The 17,563-nt window shown below is 64.5% G+C and carries 29 protein-coding genes; 15 read left to right on the forward strand and 14 right to left on the reverse strand.

The features are described 5' to 3' along the window. Nucleotides 1-19 precede the first annotated feature (19 nt). From KNO15_RS22505 to KNO15_RS22540, 8 genes are all read left to right on the forward strand, one after another. Nucleotides 20-229 carry a hypothetical protein gene (locus KNO15_RS22505; protein ID WP_021756256.1) on the forward strand — a complete coding sequence of 70 codons (210 nt, stop codon included), beginning with the start codon at nt 20-22 and terminating at the stop codon, nt 227-229. Nucleotides 230-548: 319 nt separating this feature from the next. Beyond that, the gene (locus KNO15_RS22510) at nt 549-830 is read left to right on the forward strand and encodes a hypothetical protein (protein ID WP_021756255.1); all 282 of its coding nucleotides are present in this window, start codon (nt 549-551) and stop codon (nt 828-830) included. Between the two features lie 155 nt (nt 831-985). Continuing rightward, nucleotides 986-1,222, forward strand: coding sequence for a hypothetical protein (locus KNO15_RS22515; protein ID WP_021756254.1), 237 nt, complete (start codon nt 986-988; stop codon nt 1,220-1,222). 65 nt (nt 1,223-1,287) lie between these two features. After that, entirely contained in the window at nt 1,288-1,674 is a 387-nt protein-coding gene (locus KNO15_RS22520; RefSeq protein WP_021756253.1) for a single-stranded DNA-binding protein, read from the forward strand. A 119-nt stretch (nt 1,675-1,793) separates the two neighbouring features. Then, nucleotides 1,794-2,591: a ParA family protein gene (locus tag KNO15_RS22525; RefSeq protein ID WP_039920825.1), complete on the forward strand. Its 798-nt coding sequence runs from the start codon at nt 1,794-1,796 to the stop codon at nt 2,589-2,591. Continuing rightward, nucleotides 2,588-3,013, forward strand: a complete 426-nt coding sequence (locus KNO15_RS22530) for a ParB family protein (RefSeq protein ID WP_021756251.1) — start codon at nt 2,588-2,590, stop codon at nt 3,011-3,013. Before KNO15_RS22525 ends, KNO15_RS22530 begins: the two co-directional genes overlap by 4 nt. A gap of 35 nt (nt 3,014-3,048) precedes the next feature. After that, on the forward strand, nt 3,049-3,807 hold the full coding sequence (locus KNO15_RS22535) for a hypothetical protein (protein ID WP_021756250.1): 759 nt from the start codon (nt 3,049-3,051) through the stop codon (nt 3,805-3,807). After that, nucleotides 3,804-4,328 (forward strand): hypothetical protein, encoded by a 525-nt coding sequence (locus KNO15_RS22540; protein ID WP_021756249.1) that lies wholly within the window; start codon nt 3,804-3,806, stop codon nt 4,326-4,328. The genes KNO15_RS22535 and KNO15_RS22540 overlap by 4 nt, the downstream gene beginning before the upstream one ends. Before the next feature lie 10 nt (nt 4,329-4,338). Here KNO15_RS22540 and KNO15_RS22545 read toward each other — a convergent pair whose 3' ends face one another. After that, nucleotides 4,339-4,665, reverse strand: coding sequence for a hypothetical protein (locus KNO15_RS22545; RefSeq protein WP_147295977.1), 327 nt, complete (start codon nt 4,663-4,665; stop codon nt 4,339-4,341). Between the two features lie 44 nt (nt 4,666-4,709). Between KNO15_RS22545 and KNO15_RS22550 the strand changes: the two genes are divergently transcribed. Beyond that, a complete protein-coding gene (locus KNO15_RS22550) occupies nt 4,710-5,048 on the forward strand; it encodes a hypothetical protein (RefSeq protein WP_208042382.1) in 339 nt (112 codons plus the stop codon). A gap of 3 nt (nt 5,049-5,051) precedes the next feature. On the opposite strand, the gene KNO15_RS22555 is transcribed toward KNO15_RS22550, so the two are convergent. Genes KNO15_RS22555 through KNO15_RS22565 form a run of 3 tightly spaced genes read right to left on the reverse strand, consistent with a single transcriptional unit; the run spans nt 5,052 to nt 6,107 of the window. Beyond that, a complete protein-coding gene (locus KNO15_RS22555) occupies nt 5,052-5,324 on the reverse strand; it encodes a hypothetical protein (protein WP_039920823.1) in 273 nt (90 codons plus the stop codon). Between the two features lie 55 nt (nt 5,325-5,379). Next, entirely contained in the window at nt 5,380-5,676 is a 297-nt protein-coding gene (locus KNO15_RS22560) for a hypothetical protein (RefSeq protein ID WP_039920821.1), read from the reverse strand. A gap of 35 nt (nt 5,677-5,711) precedes the next feature. After that, nucleotides 5,712-6,107, reverse strand: a complete 396-nt coding sequence (locus KNO15_RS22565; protein ID WP_021756244.1) for a hypothetical protein — start codon at nt 6,105-6,107, stop codon at nt 5,712-5,714. A 244-nt stretch (nt 6,108-6,351) separates the two neighbouring features. On the opposite strand from KNO15_RS22565, the gene KNO15_RS23020 reads away from it, so the two are divergent. From KNO15_RS23020 to KNO15_RS22590, 5 genes are all read left to right on the forward strand, one after another. Beyond that, entirely contained in the window at nt 6,352-6,708 is a 357-nt protein-coding gene (locus tag KNO15_RS23020) for a peptidase inhibitor family I36 protein (protein ID WP_021756243.1), read from the forward strand. Then, complete coding sequence (locus tag KNO15_RS22575; protein WP_147295978.1) at nt 6,708-7,544, forward strand: hypothetical protein; 837 nt, start codon at nt 6,708-6,710, stop codon at nt 7,542-7,544. Before KNO15_RS23020 ends, KNO15_RS22575 begins: the two co-directional genes overlap by 1 nt. A 178-nt stretch (nt 7,545-7,722) precedes the next feature. Continuing rightward, complete coding sequence (locus KNO15_RS22580) at nt 7,723-8,631, forward strand: hypothetical protein (protein WP_147295979.1); 909 nt, start codon at nt 7,723-7,725, stop codon at nt 8,629-8,631. Next, nucleotides 8,628-10,559, forward strand: a complete 1,932-nt coding sequence (locus KNO15_RS22585; RefSeq protein WP_115698370.1) for an ABC transporter ATP-binding protein/permease — start codon at nt 8,628-8,630, stop codon at nt 10,557-10,559. Before KNO15_RS22580 ends, KNO15_RS22585 begins: the two co-directional genes overlap by 4 nt. 48 nt (nt 10,560-10,607) lie before the next feature. Beyond that, nucleotides 10,608-11,045: an SHOCT domain-containing protein gene (locus KNO15_RS22590; protein ID WP_081703946.1), complete on the forward strand. Its 438-nt coding sequence runs from the start codon at nt 10,608-10,610 to the stop codon at nt 11,043-11,045. Between the two features lie 310 nt (nt 11,046-11,355). Here the strand turns inward: KNO15_RS22590 and KNO15_RS22595 are convergent, their stop codons facing one another. The 9 genes from KNO15_RS22595 to KNO15_RS22635 all read right to left on the reverse strand — a co-directional run bounded on the left by KNO15_RS22595 (nt 11,356) and on the right by KNO15_RS22635 (nt 16,687). Further along, nucleotides 11,356-12,018 carry a cation transporter gene (locus KNO15_RS22595; RefSeq protein ID WP_021762832.1) on the reverse strand — a complete coding sequence of 221 codons (663 nt, stop codon included), beginning with the start codon at nt 12,016-12,018 and terminating at the stop codon, nt 11,356-11,358. Beyond that, nucleotides 12,015-12,359 carry an ArsR/SmtB family transcription factor gene (locus tag KNO15_RS22600; protein WP_021762831.1) on the reverse strand — a complete coding sequence of 115 codons (345 nt, stop codon included), beginning with the start codon at nt 12,357-12,359 and terminating at the stop codon, nt 12,015-12,017. The genes KNO15_RS22595 and KNO15_RS22600 overlap by 4 nt, the downstream gene beginning before the upstream one ends. Before the next feature lie 65 nt (nt 12,360-12,424). Beyond that, a complete protein-coding gene (ccsB, locus tag KNO15_RS22605; RefSeq protein ID WP_115698371.1) occupies nt 12,425-13,420 on the reverse strand; it encodes a c-type cytochrome biogenesis protein CcsB in 996 nt (331 codons plus the stop codon). Next, nucleotides 13,417-13,992, reverse strand: a complete 576-nt coding sequence (locus KNO15_RS22610; protein WP_021762774.1) for a signal peptidase II — start codon at nt 13,990-13,992, stop codon at nt 13,417-13,419. Before KNO15_RS22610 ends, ccsB begins: the two co-directional genes overlap by 4 nt. After that, the gene (locus KNO15_RS22615; RefSeq protein WP_021762773.1) at nt 13,986-14,411 is read right to left on the reverse strand and encodes a hypothetical protein; all 426 of its coding nucleotides are present in this window, start codon (nt 14,409-14,411) and stop codon (nt 13,986-13,988) included. The genes KNO15_RS22610 and KNO15_RS22615 overlap by 7 nt, the downstream gene beginning before the upstream one ends. A gap of 13 nt (nt 14,412-14,424) precedes the next feature. Further along, nucleotides 14,425-14,667, reverse strand: a complete 243-nt coding sequence (locus KNO15_RS22620) for a hypothetical protein (RefSeq protein WP_155829005.1) — start codon at nt 14,665-14,667, stop codon at nt 14,425-14,427. Then, complete coding sequence (locus tag KNO15_RS22625; RefSeq protein ID WP_021762771.1) at nt 14,664-15,359, reverse strand: DsbA family protein; 696 nt, start codon at nt 15,357-15,359, stop codon at nt 14,664-14,666. Before KNO15_RS22625 ends, KNO15_RS22620 begins: the two co-directional genes overlap by 4 nt. Continuing rightward, nucleotides 15,356-15,937, reverse strand: a complete 582-nt coding sequence (locus KNO15_RS23230) for a M23 family metallopeptidase (protein ID WP_051336951.1) — start codon at nt 15,935-15,937, stop codon at nt 15,356-15,358. Before KNO15_RS23230 ends, KNO15_RS22625 begins: the two co-directional genes overlap by 4 nt. 336 nt (nt 15,938-16,273) lie before the next feature. Then, complete coding sequence (locus KNO15_RS22635; RefSeq protein ID WP_021762769.1) at nt 16,274-16,687, reverse strand: hypothetical protein; 414 nt, start codon at nt 16,685-16,687, stop codon at nt 16,274-16,276. Nucleotides 16,688-16,844: 157 nt separating this feature from the next. Here KNO15_RS22635 and KNO15_RS22640 point away from each other — a divergent pair, with 157 nt between their 5' ends. Then, nucleotides 16,845-17,156, forward strand: a complete 312-nt coding sequence (locus KNO15_RS22640) for a TFIIB-type zinc ribbon-containing protein (RefSeq protein WP_081703940.1) — start codon at nt 16,845-16,847, stop codon at nt 17,154-17,156. On the opposite strand, the gene KNO15_RS22645 is transcribed toward KNO15_RS22640, so the two are convergent. Further along, nucleotides 17,153-17,467 carry an ArsR/SmtB family transcription factor gene (locus KNO15_RS22645; RefSeq protein WP_021762766.1) on the reverse strand — a complete coding sequence of 105 codons (315 nt, stop codon included), beginning with the start codon at nt 17,465-17,467 and terminating at the stop codon, nt 17,153-17,155. The genes KNO15_RS22640 and KNO15_RS22645 overlap by 4 nt on opposite strands. Nucleotides 17,468-17,563 lie beyond the last annotated feature (96 nt).

Genomic DNA, 17,563 nt, shown 5'->3' on the forward strand with positions numbered 1-17,563 from the left:
CACCACTATTGGAGGACTCATGACCACCGAGACGCACACCACACCCGCATGCATGTTTTGTCACCGGTCGAGCGTCGTCGAGCTCACGGCCGCGGAAGCCGCCGCGCTGCGCGCGGGCGCGCTGATTCAGGACGCCGCCCCCGCGAGGCCGGCCGCGGAACGCGAGCTGATCCGAACCGGCATTCATCCGCAATGCTGGACCGACAATTTCGGCCCCGGCTTCGACTGAACACCGTCCAGAGCGGTCGGCGCCGGACGGAGCCGGCGCCGACAACGGACGGCCGGACGGAGCCGGCCGACTGTACGGCCTTCGGCCCCTGTCTTTTGCCGGGAAGCCTGCGGCATTCTACGGTCGGCGGCCTCCGCGCAAGCTCCCTGCGGGAGCCAGCTCCGCCGAGATTTTCCGCACGCGGTCGCAAGCTCCCTTATTTCGCGCGGAAATTCTCTCCCCCGCCGCCCTGCGGGTTGCACTCCAACCGCTCTCCCTGAACGGCACTACGTGCCTTCCCGGCAAAACAACATGAGGGAGAGGGAGAGGGAGAGAAGCGATGAGCACACTCATTACCAACACCAGCGACGTCACTCGATTCGCGGCGGTGTTCTCCGCCGGAGACATGGCAGGCGACCTGGGGCCGACCCTGAGCTGCGGCGAGGTCGAGGCCCTGGCGGGGATGCTTCGAGCGATCGGGGAGCCAGCCAGCGCGGACATGTGGATCGAGGCGCACGCCGCGGGCGACGACGAAGGCGATGCCCACTACCGCTCCCCTGCGGCCGAGTACGTGGTGCCCATCGACCCGATGGAAGCCCTGCAATGTGACAGCTGCCAGTGACTTGACCCCCAACGCCGGTAATAGTACTATTAGAGGTGAACGAAGGGCCATAAGTAGCCCAGTCGACATCCACCGGCACGAACCAGCAGGAACATAAAACAGCCCCAACGACCCTAACAGTACTATTACCGTTAGATCACTCCATAGGAGAAGCCATGTCCAAGATCATCGTCACTCGACTCGCAGACCTGCGGATCGGGGACCGCATCCTCAGCCACGGCGGCCGCATCTACCGCACGCCGCTGCGCGTCACCGACGAGCTGGGGCCGATCGAGTTCGGCTCGCCCGTGCGCGGCGTCCGCGTCGAGAACCCCAACCCGGTCAGCGGCATCGAGTGGGTGCTGTACCCGCCCCAGATGGACGGCCGAGAGATGGAGGTCGAGCGCTACTAGGTCATTGCAACTCTATAAACCCCAACAGTACTGTTAGAGGCACCATCATTCTGGGAGGAATCGAAATGAGCTACATCACTCGCACTGGAAACCTGGCCGAGACGCCCACGCTCCGGGAGGGGGAGCACGGCCCGTACACCTACGCCCGCGTCATCGTCAGCGACCGCATCCGTCAGTCGGATGGCTCCTACAGCGACGGTCCGGCCACGGCCTACGACGTCGCCGTGAGCGGCAACCAGGCGCAGAACCTCGTGGACGCGGCCGAGGCAGGCGGAAACATCCGCGTTACCTTCTCCGGCGGCTACCGCATCACCGAGTACAAGGGCGAGCAGGGAACCCGGCTTCAGCACGAGGTCCGCGCCGACGAAATCGGTGTGAGCCTGCGCGGACAGAGCGTCACCGTCCAGCGCGCGACGGCCGCCGCCGACACCAACGACGACACCCCGTTCTGAGTCGAAGCAGGGCCGGGGAGCTGCCCGACAGCTCCCCGGCCCTGTCACGCCACGCGCACACAACGCAGCAGCATGACGTGACGGTAACAGTACTATTAGACCCATTGGAGGTAACCAACGTGACCGCTCGAATCTTCGCCCTCTGCAACCAGAAGGGCGGCGTCGGCAAGTCCACGACCACGTTTCACCTGGCGCGCGCCGCGGTGCGTGCAGGCCGGCGCGTGCTCGCCGTCGACAACGACCCACAAGGCAACCTGACGACGATCGCCGCGGCCGAGGATGTAGGGGAGGACCAGGCCGGCCTTGCCGACGCGCTCAGCTCGCGCGCACCTGAGACCATCCGCGACGTCATCGTTCCCGGCGTCTGGCCCGGCCTCGACGTCGTGCCCACCAGTGGCGTCACGCTCGGCTACGTGCGCGACGAACTCGTGATCGCCGGAGCCGGCCGAGAAGGCCGCCTGCGCGAGGCCCTGGCCAGCGTCGTCGACGACTACGACCTGATCCTGATCGACTGCGCACCCAGCCTCGACCAGCTCACCATCAACGGCCTGACGGCCGCCGATGCCGTTGTGGTTGTCACCGAATCCAAGCTGTTCAGCGCCAACGGGCTCGGCCAGCTCCTCGACACGATCGAGAACGTCAGGGCCTACTACAACCCCGGACTGAGCGTCGCGGGCGTCATCGTCAACAAGCACGAGGAAAAGACCGTCAGCGGCCGCACATGGCTGGACGAGCTGGGACAAGCCATCACGGCCCGAGGGCTGCGGATGCTCTCACCCGTCGTCCCCAAGCGCGTCGTCATCTCCGACGCGGCCGAGGCCGCACGCGGCCTCGACGAGTGGGGCGGCTCCGAAGCGACAGAACTCGGAGCCATCTACGCCGACCACCTGACTGCGATCGAAGGAGCCGCATCATGAACCGACCAGCACCACGCAAATCCAGCCTCGCCGGATCGAGCCCCATCACGCCGCCACCCGCGGCCGCGCCGACTGCCGTCGACGCCACCCGGTGGACGCAAGAACAGCACGAGGACGCCGACCAGGTAGAGCAGACCCGCCAGCTCCAGGCTGCCGAGCGCGCCGCGACGAAGCCCGCGCCACGCGAGCCGAAGTCACGGGCGAAGGTGTCGTTCTACCAAGACCCCGCCGACACCGACCGCGTGCGCGGCGCGATCCTCTACACGATGACCACTGAGGGCAGCCGCAACCTCTCGCAGTTCATCCACAAGGCCGTCATGGCCGAGGTCGAGCGCCTGGAAGCCAAGTACAACAACGGGCAGCCGTTCCCGCCCGTGGGAGCCCGTGAGCTGCCCCAGGGGGCCGCTGCGGCCAACCTGTAGACCGTCCTCGAGTATCGATCCGGAAGGACCACACGATGACCACCACACTGCAGGCGGTCGAGCCTGCCGAGCCCAACCCGGTAGCCGACGCGATCGCCGCACTCACCGCGGCGGCGCGTCAGACGCGCGTGCGCGGCGCCGGCACCGAGCAGGCCACCGTCGAGCCCGTCGATTTCGGAGAAATCGCCACCTACGTCCTCACGGCCGTTGCCGCCAACCTGGGCGGCGTTGAGGAGCTGTTGGCCGGCCGGCCCGGATCATGGGAAGCCGACTACGTGCGCCAGATCGTCCACAGCACCGCCGGCGACGACGACGCCGAGCTGCTGCGCTACCGCACCGAGCCGGTGCGGCTGCCGTTCGACGCGGAGGATGTGTTCTACGACTTCGGTCTGGGCGACCTGTACGACGACGAACGCGACGCGGCCGCAGAAGCCACGTTCACCGAGGGGATGACCGAGGAGCGGGCCGCGGCCGCGCAGCAGCTCGTCGAGGACGTCGAAGCGCTGTTCGCGCGCGACCTGGCCGCGTACGCCGAGGCGTACCTCACGGCAGCCCGCCAATACCTCACCGAACAAGGGATCACGTGCGGCGTCGAGCTGGTCACCACTCCGGTGGGTGAGATCCCAACCTGGGACGCACTCAGCGACCAGGTGCACGAGTACGCCCGCGCGAATGCGCCGCTGCCGATGACGGGGGAGGCCCCCGACTACAGCGACGGCACGCCGGCCGACGCCCTGCGCCGTGCCGGCCTCACGTACACCGGTCGCGCACGGACGAACGGCGGCACCGCATGACGAACTCCCGACTGGCAGAGGCCGCCCTTTCCAAGTACCGCTCTGAGCTGGCCGAGATTGAGGCCAAGCGCGCACAGGAAGCGGCCGAGCAAGAAGAACTCCGCTCCGAATGGTTGGCGCAGGAGACGAGCAAGCTCGCCCCGACGTACACCCGGCTCTTCCTGGCCAAGATGGGCTTGCCGGCGGACTCCGGATTCGCGGCCGATCTGCTCTGGTACATGCCTCCCACCGCGACTTCCGCGGGCACGTTCGAACGGCGCGGCGACGGCACAGTGGTCATGACAGGAGGAATTTCTGGTGAAGACGTCCTCCACGCCGACATCGATGCCATCACGATCCGCGCCGCGGTCAACAACCGTTCAGAGGATGAGAACCCTCTCGAAGTCACGCTCGTCGACGACTCCGGCCTTGGCAACCCGGAGGCCATCCCCTCCCTGTTCGCGCTCGGCCGGCTGATCACCGAAGCCCGGGAGCGGCTGGAACAACAGGCTACGGAGCGGTCGGCTGGCGACCGAGCCTGACAAGGGACTCCTATCGCCGCGGGGGAATCGGCGGCCGGTCCCAACCATCCTCGATCGCGCCCCGCCACACCCATGCCGTACGCACGATGCCGTTGACCGACGTCCAACGGACCTGAACGGCGCGATCCGTCCAGGCGATCGCCTCGCACTCTGGGCGGATCACCGTCTCCGGGAAACGCACCCACGCCCGCACCGGCCGCGGCTCCGCCGGCCGGTGAATCGGGTGGTGCTCGACGTCGAGCTCCGCATCGGTCAGACTCACCGGCTGGGCTCGGATCAGAATCTCCTCCACGCCGCGGCCGATCCCCATTTCGGGATATCGGCGGTTCGTGCTCATGCCCCCATTAGACCAGAGATTCGAAAGTATGTTCGAATGGATTCGTGCGAACGATTCGGGTGGGGGAGAGCGACTGGCTGGTGCTCGACGACGCGATCCAACCGCGCTTCTTAATCCACCACGGGCCGGCCGTGAACAAGATCACCCGCGAAACGCTGATGATGTACCGCGTCGACCATTGGGTCCTGAAACGTGCTGACCGGTGGCCATTGGGCTACTACGAAAGCCTCGCTGAGGCACAGGCCGCCGCCGAAGGCGAGCTAGGCACGCCGAAGTTCCTCGTCCCCATCACCGACCCGCACGGGCAGATCGTGACCCCGGAGGAACAGCGCGAGCGATGGAAGGCTGGCCTCGACCCACGCAGCGGGACGCCGAGGCCGTGAAGCTCAGCCGGCCTGGCGACCGTCTGGATCGAAGGTCGTACCCCCGTCGTTGAGTAGCCGACTCACGTCCGCGTTGAGCGCCATTACCTGTTCCGGATCGTCCACGATCGCATCCACCATGAGTTCGAGATAGGCGTACGCCTCCGGCGGAGCCGTCGACGTCCCATTTCGCGCGAAGGCGCGCACCAGCTCGCGTATCTCGTTGAGCTGCCACTGCTGCCTGGCGATCAGCAACGCATCCCGAAGGTGAGGGTTCGCTTCTGGTTCATCGCTCATGCCATCGACACTCTCATACCCAGAGCTGACGAGCCCTCCCGCATTACCGGGCGGCCTACTTCCGGGACGCGACCGGTTCCATGCGGCCGACATGGTAGCCGGCCACCCAGGCGGGTGCGTCCTGGTCGCTCAGCTCTGCCGGAGCGACCACCGGTGCACCCTGCCGGGCAGCTCGTCGCCCAGCGTGGAACGGTCGAAACGCATGCAGCCCTCCATCTGGGCGCCGACGCTCAGCGCGATCGCTCAGGACCATCCACACAACGACACCGATGCCGGCGACGATCACCACGCCGACGATGAACAGCACGGCGTTGTCCACGATGTTGGCCGCCCACTGCGGCAGGGTGGGCATGGGCCACGGGTCCGGGACCGCTGTGTACCCCCGCATCAGCGGTGACCCCACGCGGCGCGGATGCCGTCGCGCACATCGTCTGCGGCTCCCAGGGGCGCTAACGTCGCGTGCGACACCAAGGTGTCACCGTCCCGTTCAAAACGCTTGGCGATGCGTCCCACCTCGCTCTTGCTGAGCCCGGTGCTCGCGGCGACGTCGCGGACGCTGTGGCCGTCGACGAGGAGGGCGAACACCGCTTGCTCCTCCACCTGGTCGAGCACGTGGGATGCGATGGACGCCTGCCGGCGCGCGCGGTCGATTGCGCCTTTACCGTGCTCGCCACGGCCTACTGCGAACGCGGACTGAAAAGGCCCGCGGGCGATCCGCTCCTCAGTGGTGAGCGAGTCATGCCATCTGAGCCAATCGAGGTATCCGCCGTCTTGCTGTCCCATGCTTGGGACACTACACCATCGTCCCGACATTGGGACAGGGGGCAGGTTCAGAAACGATCGTTAGCGCAAGCGACCCGGCGGGCCATAGCGGTGCCCGACGACCAGGCTGGTGCCGCCCGAGATGGCACCAGCTTTGATGTTCTCGGATGCTCGTGGAGCTCTCGCGCTTGGTACTTGCGTCCCCTAGACAGGGCGTTCTAGACTCCGGCTCAGCTTCACGTTCACTGAGGATTGGGGAGATATCGTGAAAAAGCGTTCAATCATTGGGGTTGCAGGTGCTGCAGCTCTTGTCGCTGCTTCTGTCATTGGATTCAGCGCACCGGCACAGGCATCCATCACTCAGTGCGGCAGTAACCGCGCGTGCGCCTGGACTGACTCCAGCTATGCCGGAGCCTTCGGATCGTGGACCAGCAGCCAGTCGTCGCTTGCGGGGTTCCACGACGTCATCTCCTCCGTCGCCAACAACCGAACTGCCTATATCGGCTGGTTCAGCGACCCCGGTTACTCGGGTTCATTGTTCCAGCAGCCCGGAGGAGCCGCGGGCTTCTTCAATTGGCCTGACTGGCGTAACGACTCGTTCGACTCCCTCTACTTCTACTGATGGCGGGTGGGCGGCTGACAGCGACGACTTCAGCAGCAGCGCTCATCTTCGTCGTTGCATTGACCGGGTGTTCGTCCGGGCCGTCGCAAGCGCACGCCAACGTGCGCGCGCAGCTCAATCCGGCGACGGCACAGATTCTGTTGCCGCTTGAGTCATATGCGATGAGTTGGGGTGAGGTTCAGACGGTCAACCATGCGAACTCGATTGCGATCGAAAAGTGCATGGCCAACAAGGGGCTGACTTTCCCCCGCGCGTCTCAGGATTGGTCGGCGCTCGCGCCTCTACCGGATCGTCGGTATGGGTTATGGGCGCCGGCCGACGCTGAGGCCAATGGGTACGAGCTACCCGAGTCGAGTCAGTCGAAAGATGTTCAAGCCCAGGAGGATGCGCTCGGTCCCGATTGGTGGCAGGACTATCGGGCGTGCTTCAAATCAACCAAGCAGCTACCCGTGATGGGGGTAAACACGTCGCCGGATCAGTCGGTGGTAGATCGCGGGATGAATGAATCGTTCGAGGCTCTTCTTGCCAGCGACGAGTTTAAGTCGGTCCGGGAGAAGTGGCTCAGCTGCATACAGGACGGGGGCCTGGCGGCCAACAAGGATGCCCGGGTTCTGGTGCCTCAATTCCCTTCCGCTGGAGAAGAGCAGCTCGAGGTCGCTGCAATCGACGTACGGTGCAAAGAATCACTCAATTCCGTCCAGACGCTGGCGGACTGGGAAGCGACCAAGCAGGCAGGGTACATCGATGATCACGAGGGCGAATTGACGGCCTACCGCGACAAGGTCAAGAAGGTGGTCGCCCAAGCACAGAAATTGGTCACGACCGTTGGCGGGTGAGCCGCGGCGGCTGCGTCGTTTGGATCATCCCTTCCGCGCACTCGCATTTGTCTTAATCACGGTCCTTATCGCGGGTGCGGCATTCCTTCTGGGTATATGGGTGCGTTCGCCGGACTCGGCTGTGCTTGACGCTCGCGGGACGAATGTGCCCGTATACGCCCCGGTTGAATCCAGGACCGTGACCGCCGACATCCGCATCCAAGGCGAGGTCTCGGGGACACAGGAACAGCCGGTGACGGTTGGCCCACCGGCGGGCGCAGAGCGCATCGTTGTCACTTCTGTTTCGGCTAACCCCGGCCCACTTACCAACGGACAGCTTCTTGGTACTGTCTCGAACAGACCCGTGTTTCTGTACAGCGTGGATATACCGCTCTTCCGGAACCTGGTCGCTGGAGATACTGGCAGTGACGTCGCCAGCTTGCAAAAGGCGCTTGGAGTCCCGCAAACGGGGAAGGTCGATAGCGCCACCCTCAGTGCAGTGCGCTCCGCCTACTCAGCCGCAAATGTCGAGCCACCTGGTGGTCGATACTCCACGACGATCACCACCGCAGAGTTCTACACCGTTCCAACCTCGCTCGGCGCCCTCTCCTTGGTCTCTGTCGCTCCGGCCGGCACTTCCGTGGACAACGATCACCCCTTCGCTGTGCTGGGAATGGGATCCCCCTACGTCAGTGTGCGAGCCAGTGTCAGCGAGGCCGAACAAATCAAACTGAACGACAAGGTGACAATCACCGGCTCTGGCGGGAAAAAGGGCACCGGCGCCGTGGCCAAGATCAGTGACTTCCAGTCGAGCCCCACCAGCGGCGGACGGCCACCCGGCCGCGACATCCAAATCAACCTTGATGCCGGCGGAAACCTGACGGCAGGCGACGCCGTCGCAGTCCTCTTCGGCACCGAGTCAAAACCCGACATGGCAGTGCCTACAATCGCCATCCGGTCGGACTCTGGCGGTGACTACGTGATCAAGCGCAGCAAATCGGATACTCCTGCGCGCACTCCAATCGTCGTGGTACGAAATGCGGACGGGTGGACGGCCATCAAAGCTGAGGGCCTCGCAGTCGGGGACGAGATATTGGTGTCCCAATGACCGTTTCACCGCCACGGCTCACGCTCAACCATATCCAGCGCCGTTACGGAGAGTCGCAGCAGTGGTTCGCTGTCCGAGAGGCGTCCTTGGTCGTCGAACCGGGCGAATTCCTCGCGATCGTGGGGCGATCCGGATCGGGAAAGTCGACACTCCTCAACATCATCGGATTGCTCGACTCACGCTGGGAGGGGAGCTACCACCTCGGCGACATTGACGTTCGCGGTCTGAGCGCAACACAGATCGATCACCTGCGCAGCACAACCTACGGATTTATCTTCCAGTCCTCCTACGCCAACCCATACGAAAGCACCGAACGAAACGCGACGCTGGCCCTCGCAATTCAAGGAGCACCGCTCCGCGAGCAATCCGAAAAGGTCTCGCGAGCGTTAGAAGCCGTGGGCCTTGATCAAAAGGCCGCTGCACTGGCACGGTCACTCTCCGGTGGGGAACGTCAAAGACTTGCCATCGCGCGGGCCCTTACAACGAATCCTTCGATCATCGTCGCGGACGAGCCCACCGGAAACCTGGACAGCGAGACCGGCGATCAAGTGATGGAGGCCCTGCTCGAGCTCAATCGACAGGGAGCAACGGTCATCCTCGTCACCCATGATCCGAGGATTGCCGCCTACGCCGACCGAACGGTCCGGATGGCTGACGGTGTTCTAGAGATCACGGGGGCAGAAAATTCTGTTGGCTCGAAACTTGACGGACAGGAACGGCCGTCGCTGGCAGTGACTCCCTCAAAGGAGCGTCGTGGCACACGGTCACGACGGGCATCGGATCGCCTCACTCGGGCGATCAACAACGTGACGTCTCGACCGCTGCGTTCTGTCGCTCTGATTGCGGCCTTCGCTCTCGCATTCGCGGGACTCATCGGCGCGGCCGGCATCGGCGCGACTGCCTCGCAGCAGATCGCCGGACGGCTAACGGCCGCAGCTCGGGACGAGGTTCGGGTGAACGTACCGGCGGGTACATCAGACGAGGAGGCCGCCGCCTGGCTAGACCGACTCGGGGAGCTCCCACATGTCCGAGAGGTCGGGCAGGTGGCACCCCTCGACGCCAACACCGCACGGACAAGCCGGTTCGCATTCACTTCGGCCAGCGGTAACTCGCCCTTTCAAGGGAGCACCGTGGCCGTTGATAGTGGACTCTTCGGGGTGCTGGATATCGGAACGTCCCCCCAGAGCCTGAGCAGGCTCTTCTCATCGACCAAGGAACACGTGGCGCTCGTTGGTGCGGACGCGGGCGCACAGCTCGGCCTGTCCGACAGGGGCGGAATTGGAGCTGAGGTCTGGGTCAACGGCGAACCGTATACAGTCGTGGGCACTATCACTGCTGCGCCTCGGGAACCGAACCTCTTGACGAGTGTTGTCGTACCGTTACCGCCTTTTTCGGCCGGTTCTCGACAAATCGTGGTCCGAACTGATCCTGGCTTTGCCGGACCCTTAGCCAGCGCGATACCGCTCGCTCTCTCCCCGGCATCCCCCGCAGATATCTCAGTCGAGACCGCTGCCGAGCTACGGAACTTGCGGGTAGGAGTGCAGACCGACCTCAACGGGTTACTCGCCTCGTTGGCGATCGCGCTTCTGGCCCTCGCCATACTTAGCGGCGCCTCAGCGATGTTCATCTCAGTTCAAGCACGCACGCAAGAACTTGCGCTAGCCCGGGCCGTGGGACTGGGACAACGCGGCGTAGCGGCAATCTTTCTCTGGGAAGGCGTCGTTATCGGCCTCGCTGGCGCACTTGCCGGAATCGCAGGCGGATTAGCAATTTCCGTCGCAGTCGCCGCCGCGCGCGGATGGACCGCGATCGCGCCTTGGGAGACGATCGCGATCGCGCCGGTAGCCGGCGCCGTCTGTGGGGCTCTCGCGGCCTTCCTTCCCGCCGTACGCGCCGCGCGAATTGACCCCGCCGACGCCATTCGATAATCGCCCAGAGGCGTGCCACCTCGCCACCCACAGGACTACCCTCGACGCATGAGCGCGAAAGTTCTCACATCCGAGCTGAGTGAAGCCCACACCGAGCGCGGATCACACGGTGCACTGCTGTGGATGGTTGGGGCGGCTGCCGCGATCTCCGGAACGATCATTTTTCTGATTCAGGCCGATCGCGCAGGCATTGCAGAGGTCCGTGCTTCTCAATTTGACCCGGCCGCTGCTTCAGCCGCTGCAGACGCGAGGCTGTGGATGTGCGGAGGGATCCTTCTGGCTGTAGTGGGAATCTGCCTCGTTGGCGGGTATCTCGCTTCTCGAATGCGGACGTCGTGGCGGCGTCACCAATGGGCCGCCCGCCAAACCGTGCGCCACATGCCGCCGCGATTTGCTCGACAGCTCCGCCAGCTGGCCGCTCTTCACGACGAAGGAGTTCTTACTGATGCGGAGTACGAGCAGGGCAAGCGAAAGCTCCTAGAGTAGGGCAGCCTTGGCGCAGAGCCTGAATCCGACCGCGCTGACACCGAAAGCGATCGTTTCTGGGACGCTGAGGCGATCGCTCTCGTCTGTGACTTTGGTCGCTGTGTGGCGGTGTTCTGTTATCGCTGCGTGGCGGCATCGCTGGTACGTAAGCGGATCCTTCAGCGGGCGGGTACGACATCTCCGACCGTGCGGGGCAGATGCGGTCGAGGCGTGCGTGGATGGAGGGCCTGTTGGCGTGCATTCATGAGGCGTGCCATTTGCGTGGGCGTATCGCGCGGCTGAGCCAGGAGGGCGAAGCGTTGCGCATCACCTACTGATCGTGGTCGCTCCCGTCCTCTAGCACCATTCCAACAGATGTCGCGCAGGCATCGCCTTTCCAAGCCTCCAGCCCTTCACGCAGTGCGAAAACCGCGATGACGAGGCCCGCGATCGGGTCTGCCCACCACCAGCCGAAGGCGCTGTTCAGAACAAGCCCGATCAGCACCGCTGCTGACAGGTAGGTACAGATCAATGTCTGTTTGGAGTCGGCAACCGCTGTCGCAGAACCGATTTCCTTCCCAGCGCGACGCTCGGCGAGGGAAAGGAAGGGCATGATCACGACACTGACCGCGGTGAGGATGATCCCAAACGGTGAGTGTTTTACATTGACAGCTCCGACCAGGGCCAGCAGCGAGCTCACGGTTACGTAGGCCGCGAGCGTGAAGAACGCGACCGCGATGACGCGCAGCGTGCCCTTCTCCCATCGCTCCGGATCTTTCCGAGTGAATTGCCAGGCGACCGCGACAGCGGAGAGCACCTCGATGGTTGAGTCCAAGCCGAAGCCGACGAGTGCGGCTGAGGATGCGGCGCTTCCGGCGGTGATCGCGACGACGGCCTCGATGAGGTTGTACCCGATTGTGATCGATACGATCCATCGGATTCGTCGACGCAGAACGCCGCGGCGGGCGTCTGTGAGTGCGGTCGCCGTCGTCATGTGCAGTTGCACTCCTCGCCCTCGCAGCACCCGGGTTCAACGTAGAGGACCACCCGAAGCAGCTCATCCAGTGCAGGGGCGATGTGCCCATCGGCAAGTCGGTACCAGGTGCGTCGGCCATCCGGGATGGCCTCGACCAGGCCGCAGCCGCGCAGACAGGCCAGCTGATTCGACATCACCTGACGGCTCACGTCCAGGGCGTCCGCGAGGTCAGATGGATAGGCGGGTGCTTCCCGCAGGGCCAGCAGGATACCCACTCGTGTGGGGTCGGACAGCGCGTGGCCGAAGCGGGCGAGAGCGGCGGTGTGTGTGATGGTCGCCGCCGGCATGACGATGCTCATTCCACCAATGTACAGCGAATGCTGAATTAATGCATCGCTGTACTGTTGCCCTCCGGGGCTTGGACTTACAGTCCCGAGTAGGTGTGCAGGCCCTTGAAGAAGACATTGACGATACCGAAGTTGAACAGCACGGCGGCGAAGCCGATGATCGCGAGCCACGCGGAGCGAGAGCCACGCCAGCCGCGCGTGGCGCGGGCGTGGATGTAGCCGGCGTAGATCACCCAGATGATGAACGTCCAGACCTCCTTCGTGTCCCAACCCCAGTAGCGACCCCAGGCTGCGGAGGCCCAGATGGCTCCAGCGATGAGCGTGAACGTCCAGGCGATGAAGCCGACGATGTTGATCCGATAGGCGAGGTTCTCTAGCGCGACCGAGTCTGGCAGGGTAGCCAGGAACCGGAATTGCTGCGGAAGAAACTCCTTGACCTGGCCTTCACGCCGGTACTGCAGCAGTTGGAGTCCGGATAGCGCGAATCCCAGGGCGAAGAACGCGGTCCCCAGGACGGCGACGATGATGTGGATGACCAACCAGTAGGACTGGAGCGCCGGCTGCAGGGGAACGACAGGAACGTAGTACCGCAACAGTGCCACGCCTTGCAGCACAAGCACCAGGCCGACGATGAACGTGCCAAGGTACTTGATGTCCCACTTGAGGTTGGCGAGCAGGAAGACACCAACGATGACCAACGTGCCGGTCATCGAGAACTCCCACATGTTTGCCCAGGGAACTCGGGCCGCAGCGACGCCGCGCAGCACCGTCGCGATGAGATGGAAGGCGAAGCCCGCGATCGTCAGACCGAATGCCCATCGTGTGACGCCGCGGGCGGCGCGGGACGGCGCTCCTTTCGATTTGGTCGACTGCTCGCTGGATTCCTCGCCGATGACAACGGTCGTCGGTGGCTGTGTTGCCGCGATCCGTCGTGCGACCGCGCTGGGGACGGTCGTTGTCGCTTCGGCTCCGCGTCTGGCCAGGTCGATGGAGAAGACCACGAAAGCCGCCGTGTAGAAGCCCATCGCGACGTAGAGTGCCACCGTCGAGAGTGCGGAGAGGGTCCCGGTCATGCGCCGGTCACCGTGTCGTGAACGGTCGCCGCCGCGACGCCCTGCGCGCGGCGGTTTTGGACAGTTGCGGCAACTACCGCGGCCGCGATGCCGCCCACAGTGAAGACGTCGGCGAGGTTAAAGATGGCGAACCAGCTGACGGAGAGGTAGTCGACCACGGCACCGCTGAGGACGCCGTGCTCTCCTCGGAGCGCGCGGTCGACCATGTTGCCCCAGCCGCCACCGGCGGCGATCGCGAGCAGTATTGTCACCGTCGGGTTCTCCCGACGAATCACTCGTCGGATGATCCAGGCCGTGAGGACGGTCAGGACGATGAGGATTCCGGCCGCCAACAGGGGGCCGACTCGGGCGCCGAGCCCGAACGCCGCTCCAGCGTTCAGGACCAGATTGAGATCCAGGCTGGGGATCACCGTCGGCACGGGCTGGCCATACGGGAGTGAAAGGATGGCGATGCCCTTGACTGCCTGGTCTACAGCAATCGCGAGAAGGCCTGCGGACAGCGCACGCAACGCCACGCGTCGACGGTCGACGTCTCCAGTGGTCGCCGTCTCTACGGCTTGTTCGGTCAACATAGGGTGGTCAGCGCCTTCATCTGTTCGGAGAGCTTCTTGGTGAGCACGTCCGAGCTGGTGCCCGTCGACGACCCGGTGGATTCCGCTTTCAAGACGGGGATGAGTTTGTCGATGGTGTCGACCACGTTCTGCACGGCAGTCTGCTGCTTCCCCGCGGGCAGTTGATCGGCGATCGGCGCCAGGATCGTCCGGGCGGCCTTCAGCTGGTCGAGGGCCGCCGCGGGGTCGAGCACCGCGGACTTCAAGGCGGCATCGATGTCGGATGCCACCTTGTCGGTGATCGGGGTGACCAAGGGGCAGGCGGCGTTCTGCGCTTGCTTGGATACGGTGTCCCCGATCGAGCAGCCGGAGAGCAACAGGGGTGCCGCCAATGCGACCGCTGTAGCGGCGATGAGGACGGGCCGGTTAGTAGTGGACATGATTCTTCTCGATTCAGCGGGTTGGTCGATGACGCTTGATGATCCGAATGAGGGTGTCGATGTCGTCGCTGAGTGCCTCGAGCTCCACGTCAGAGTCTGCGGGCCTGCGGCGGAGGAGGACCTGGAGCTGGACGGAGGCCGCGGTCGCTGCTTCGATCAGCTCCCGGTACACGGCTGCCGGGATGGTCTCGTGTGCTTCTGGTGTCCTCCACAGCCGTTGCATCTGGCGGCGGATCCGGCGGTCGCCCAACATCATCGCCGCCACGCCTTCTCCAGCTCGGCGGCGAATTGCTCTGTGGAGGTCAGCGTGAGCTTCTCGCCGTTCAGGAAGAACGTTGGTGTACCCGCCACACCCAGCTGGACACCGTCGGTTTGATCCTTCATCACCCGGATCCGGAGTGTCGGGTCGGCGATGTCTTTGTCGTACTGGCGCATGTCCAGGCCGAGCGACTCGGCCACAGATCGCAGAACAGTCGACTGGTCATCCTGTCGTTCGGCCCACTGCGTCTGAGTTTGGAAGAGCTTCGAGTACATCTCGGTGAACTTGCCTTGACGGCCGGCTGCTTCGGCAGCCATCGCCGCGTTCATCGCGTTCTTGTGACTCGGGATGGGGAAGTAGCGAGCGATGAATGTGACACGGTCCTTGTACTGCTCACGCAGCTGCTCGACCACGGGGTAGGCGGCGCCGCAGGCTTCGCACTCGAAGTCGAGGAATTCCACCACCGTCACCTTGTCCGTCGGCGCCTTCTGCAGGATTCGGCTGTCGGCTCGCACTACGGCGGGCGCTGCGTCCTGTTTCGATGCCGATTGCGCCCGGCCGACGAGCACGATGACGATCACGACGATGAAGGCGAGCGCGATGACGATGGTGTTGGCCCAGAATCGCGCGGAAAGCCGGCGGGTCGGCTGTGGCTTCCGGCGTGGCTGTTTCGGCATGGTGGTACTCATCTCGCTCGTGCTCGGAGCCAGGAGTACGGGTCGATCGGTGTCTCGCCGTTCGCCCAGATCTCCAGGTGGAGGTGATTGCCGGTGCTGGCGCCCGTCGTGCCGACCCGTCCGATGATCTGGCCAGCCGCGATGCGGTCGCCGGCCCGGACCTGCAACGACCCGAACTGCATGTGCGCGTAGAGGCTTGCGAATCGCTCACCATTGACCCGGTGGTCGATGATCACATTCACGCCGAACCCGACATCGGACTCTTCGGCGGAACGGACCACGCCGTCAGCGATCGCGGCGATCTTGGTGCCGCCGCCGGGGGTCATGTCCAGGCCCTTGTGGTTGCTGGAGCACCCGGAGCAGGGCGCGGAGCGCGACCCATAGCCGTCGCTGATCGGGACATCGCCGGCGAACGGCCACTGGATCGGGCCAAGCGTGTTGCCCACGAGAGTGCCCGCGGGGTCCGTTCGCGCCGCAGCCTTGAGTTCGGCTTCTGAGGTCGCGCTGGGTGCGTCACGATTCACCGGAACGGCTGCGCCGCCGGTCTGCCCGATAGCCTGCGGCACACCCGCGACGATGGTGTCGGCCACCGTTTCGAGGGCGCCGTCAGGTTGTACAGCTTCGGCTGGAACCGAGGTCGCCACGCTCAAAGTCACGGCGAAGACGGCCCCCGCCAGAGGAAGTAGCAGGGAACGGCGGGCAGGCCGACCCTTGGAGCGCGGCCGGCTGCGGCGTCGCCGTCTTGGGACGCTCCGTTCAGCGGAGAGAGCCTCACGACGTGATCGAGGTTCAGCGGGGGCGGGGGTGAAGGTTGCGCGGCGAACCGGCCGCGCGCGGCGGGTGATGAGCATTTAGGGTTTCCGGACTCGGCCCTATGCGGGCACGGACAAGAACGACGAGGGCACCGTGGGTGCGCGAAAGTGTCGTCAGGTCCGGCTTATGGCCAGAGATTCCAGAGAAGGCGCGAGTGGTCGCTCGAGCTGCAATGACGCGCCCAGGCGTCGCACGACGCGCAGAAGAGTCAGGCGGACGTCTCGTCGCAGCAAACCCACGAACAGGGCTAGAGCTAAGGCGGCCGCAGCAAGTCCGAGGACGCACCCCAGGACCAGCACCTGGTCGTGTGGGACGCCGTTCTCTGATGAAGCGAGCGCGGCGGCGGCGGCTTTTGCTGCTGCCGGAGCGGCGTTGCCCTCAATGGCGGATGCCGCGGGCCCGGCGGTTTCGTTGACCGGGTGTGCCGTTTCGAACATGTGCGCCAGCAGCAGAGCGAACACGACGGTGAGCGCTGCGACGGCGAGGACGACCCAGCGTCGGATTCCTCTTGCACTCAGCGCGTTCACCTCACCTCCACGGTCACAGTTCGATAACAGCCAGCTTTTGGTGGGAAGCGTAGCAAACGGCTCCTGACTGCCGCATCCGAGTCGCGTCCGCGATCAGCCGACTCTCAGACGAGGCCCCTACGCTCCGGCAACCATACCGACCAGAAGGGTAAGAACCATGAAATGTCCCGTTGACGGCGAGACACTCCTGCTCTCCGATCGCTCCGGAATCGAGATCGACTACTGTCCCGCCTGCCGAGGCGTTTGGCTGGATCGGGGCGAGCTCGACAAGATCATCGAACGCTCACTGACCCAGAGCCCATCGACTGGATACGCCGCCCCGGCTGACCCGCAAGGATGGTCGGACCCGAATCGATCCGGACATCACAACAAGAGCGGCCACGGAAACGCCGGCCACGGTAACTCCGGCCACAACGGCTACGGCAACAAGCGCCGCGGTGGCTGGCTGGGGGATCTCTTCGGCGACTAGTCGCCGCCCGGCTGGGCGTGGCCGAGGTGCAGCAGTGCCTGGTCGAAGAACTCGACGACGTGGTCATCGAACAGCCGGTAGGTGATGGAGCGTCCGTCGCGGTCGCCGATGACGAGCTTTGCCTGGCGGAGGATGCGCAGGTGGTTCGATAGCGTCGCCTGTCCGATCTCCAGCTCCTCCGCCAAGACGGTCACGCTCGATGGACTCTGCCGAAGTCTGGCGAGCACGCGCAAGCGCGTCGGCGATGCCAGGCCATGGAAGACCTCCGCCAGCTCGCCGGCGCTCTCGATGTTCAACGTCAATTCGTCCACGACTCGCTCCTCGATTCTTCATCGTACCGAGAACGGTTCTGATTACGGTTCTCAACTACATTAACTAATTTACATATTCGCATGTATTGACGTAAA

The organism is Leifsonia shinshuensis, from assembly GCF_022606355.1.
Taxonomy (GTDB): Bacteria; Actinomycetota; Actinomycetes; order Actinomycetales; family Microbacteriaceae; genus Leifsonia; species Leifsonia shinshuensis_B.

Excerpts from the sequence above, each read along its gene's own strand:
- KNO15_RS22505 (WP_021756256.1), top strand. The coding sequence starts at position 20 with ATGACCACCGAGACGCACACCACACCCGCATGCATGTTTTGTCACCGG.
- KNO15_RS22510 (WP_021756255.1), top strand. The coding sequence starts at position 549 with ATGAGCACACTCATTACCAACACCAGCGACGTCACTCGATTCGCGGCG.
- KNO15_RS22515 (WP_021756254.1), top strand. The coding sequence starts at position 986 with ATGTCCAAGATCATCGTCACTCGACTCGCAGACCTGCGGATCGGGGAC.
- KNO15_RS22520 (WP_021756253.1), top strand. The coding sequence starts at position 1,288 with ATGAGCTACATCACTCGCACTGGAAACCTGGCCGAGACGCCCACGCTC.
- KNO15_RS22530 (WP_021756251.1), top strand. The coding sequence starts at position 2,588 with ATGAACCGACCAGCACCACGCAAATCCAGCCTCGCCGGATCGAGCCCC.
- KNO15_RS22535 (WP_021756250.1), top strand. The coding sequence starts at position 3,049 with ATGACCACCACACTGCAGGCGGTCGAGCCTGCCGAGCCCAACCCGGTA.
- KNO15_RS22540 (WP_021756249.1), top strand. The coding sequence starts at position 3,804 with ATGACGAACTCCCGACTGGCAGAGGCCGCCCTTTCCAAGTACCGCTCT.
- KNO15_RS22545 (WP_147295977.1), bottom strand. The coding sequence starts at position 4,665 with ATGAGCACGAACCGCCGATATCCCGAAATGGGGATCGGCCGCGGCGTG.
- KNO15_RS22555 (WP_039920823.1), bottom strand. The coding sequence starts at position 5,324 with ATGAGCGATGAACCAGAAGCGAACCCTCACCTTCGGGATGCGTTGCTG.
- KNO15_RS22560 (WP_039920821.1), bottom strand. The coding sequence starts at position 5,676 with ATGCCCACCCTGCCGCAGTGGGCGGCCAACATCGTGGACAACGCCGTG.
- KNO15_RS22565 (WP_021756244.1), bottom strand. The coding sequence starts at position 6,107 with ATGGGACAGCAAGACGGCGGATACCTCGATTGGCTCAGATGGCATGAC.
- KNO15_RS22575 (WP_147295978.1), top strand. The coding sequence starts at position 6,708 with ATGGCGGGTGGGCGGCTGACAGCGACGACTTCAGCAGCAGCGCTCATC.
- KNO15_RS22585 (WP_115698370.1), top strand. The coding sequence starts at position 8,628 with ATGACCGTTTCACCGCCACGGCTCACGCTCAACCATATCCAGCGCCGT.
- KNO15_RS22590 (WP_081703946.1), top strand. The coding sequence starts at position 10,608 with ATGAGCGCGAAAGTTCTCACATCCGAGCTGAGTGAAGCCCACACCGAG.
- KNO15_RS22595 (WP_021762832.1), bottom strand. The coding sequence starts at position 12,018 with ATGACGACGGCGACCGCACTCACAGACGCCCGCCGCGGCGTTCTGCGT.
- KNO15_RS22600 (WP_021762831.1), bottom strand. The coding sequence starts at position 12,359 with ATGAGCATCGTCATGCCGGCGGCGACCATCACACACACCGCCGCTCTC.
- ccsB (WP_115698371.1), bottom strand. The coding sequence starts at position 13,420 with ATGACCGGGACCCTCTCCGCACTCTCGACGGTGGCACTCTACGTCGCG.
- KNO15_RS22610 (WP_021762774.1), bottom strand. The coding sequence starts at position 13,992 with ATGTTGACCGAACAAGCCGTAGAGACGGCGACCACTGGAGACGTCGAC.
- KNO15_RS22615 (WP_021762773.1), bottom strand. The coding sequence starts at position 14,411 with ATGTCCACTACTAACCGGCCCGTCCTCATCGCCGCTACAGCGGTCGCA.
- KNO15_RS22620 (WP_155829005.1), bottom strand. The coding sequence starts at position 14,667 with ATGATGTTGGGCGACCGCCGGATCCGCCGCCAGATGCAACGGCTGTGG.
- KNO15_RS22625 (WP_021762771.1), bottom strand. The coding sequence starts at position 15,359 with ATGAGTACCACCATGCCGAAACAGCCACGCCGGAAGCCACAGCCGACC.
- KNO15_RS22640 (WP_081703940.1), top strand. The coding sequence starts at position 16,845 with ATGAAATGTCCCGTTGACGGCGAGACACTCCTGCTCTCCGATCGCTCC.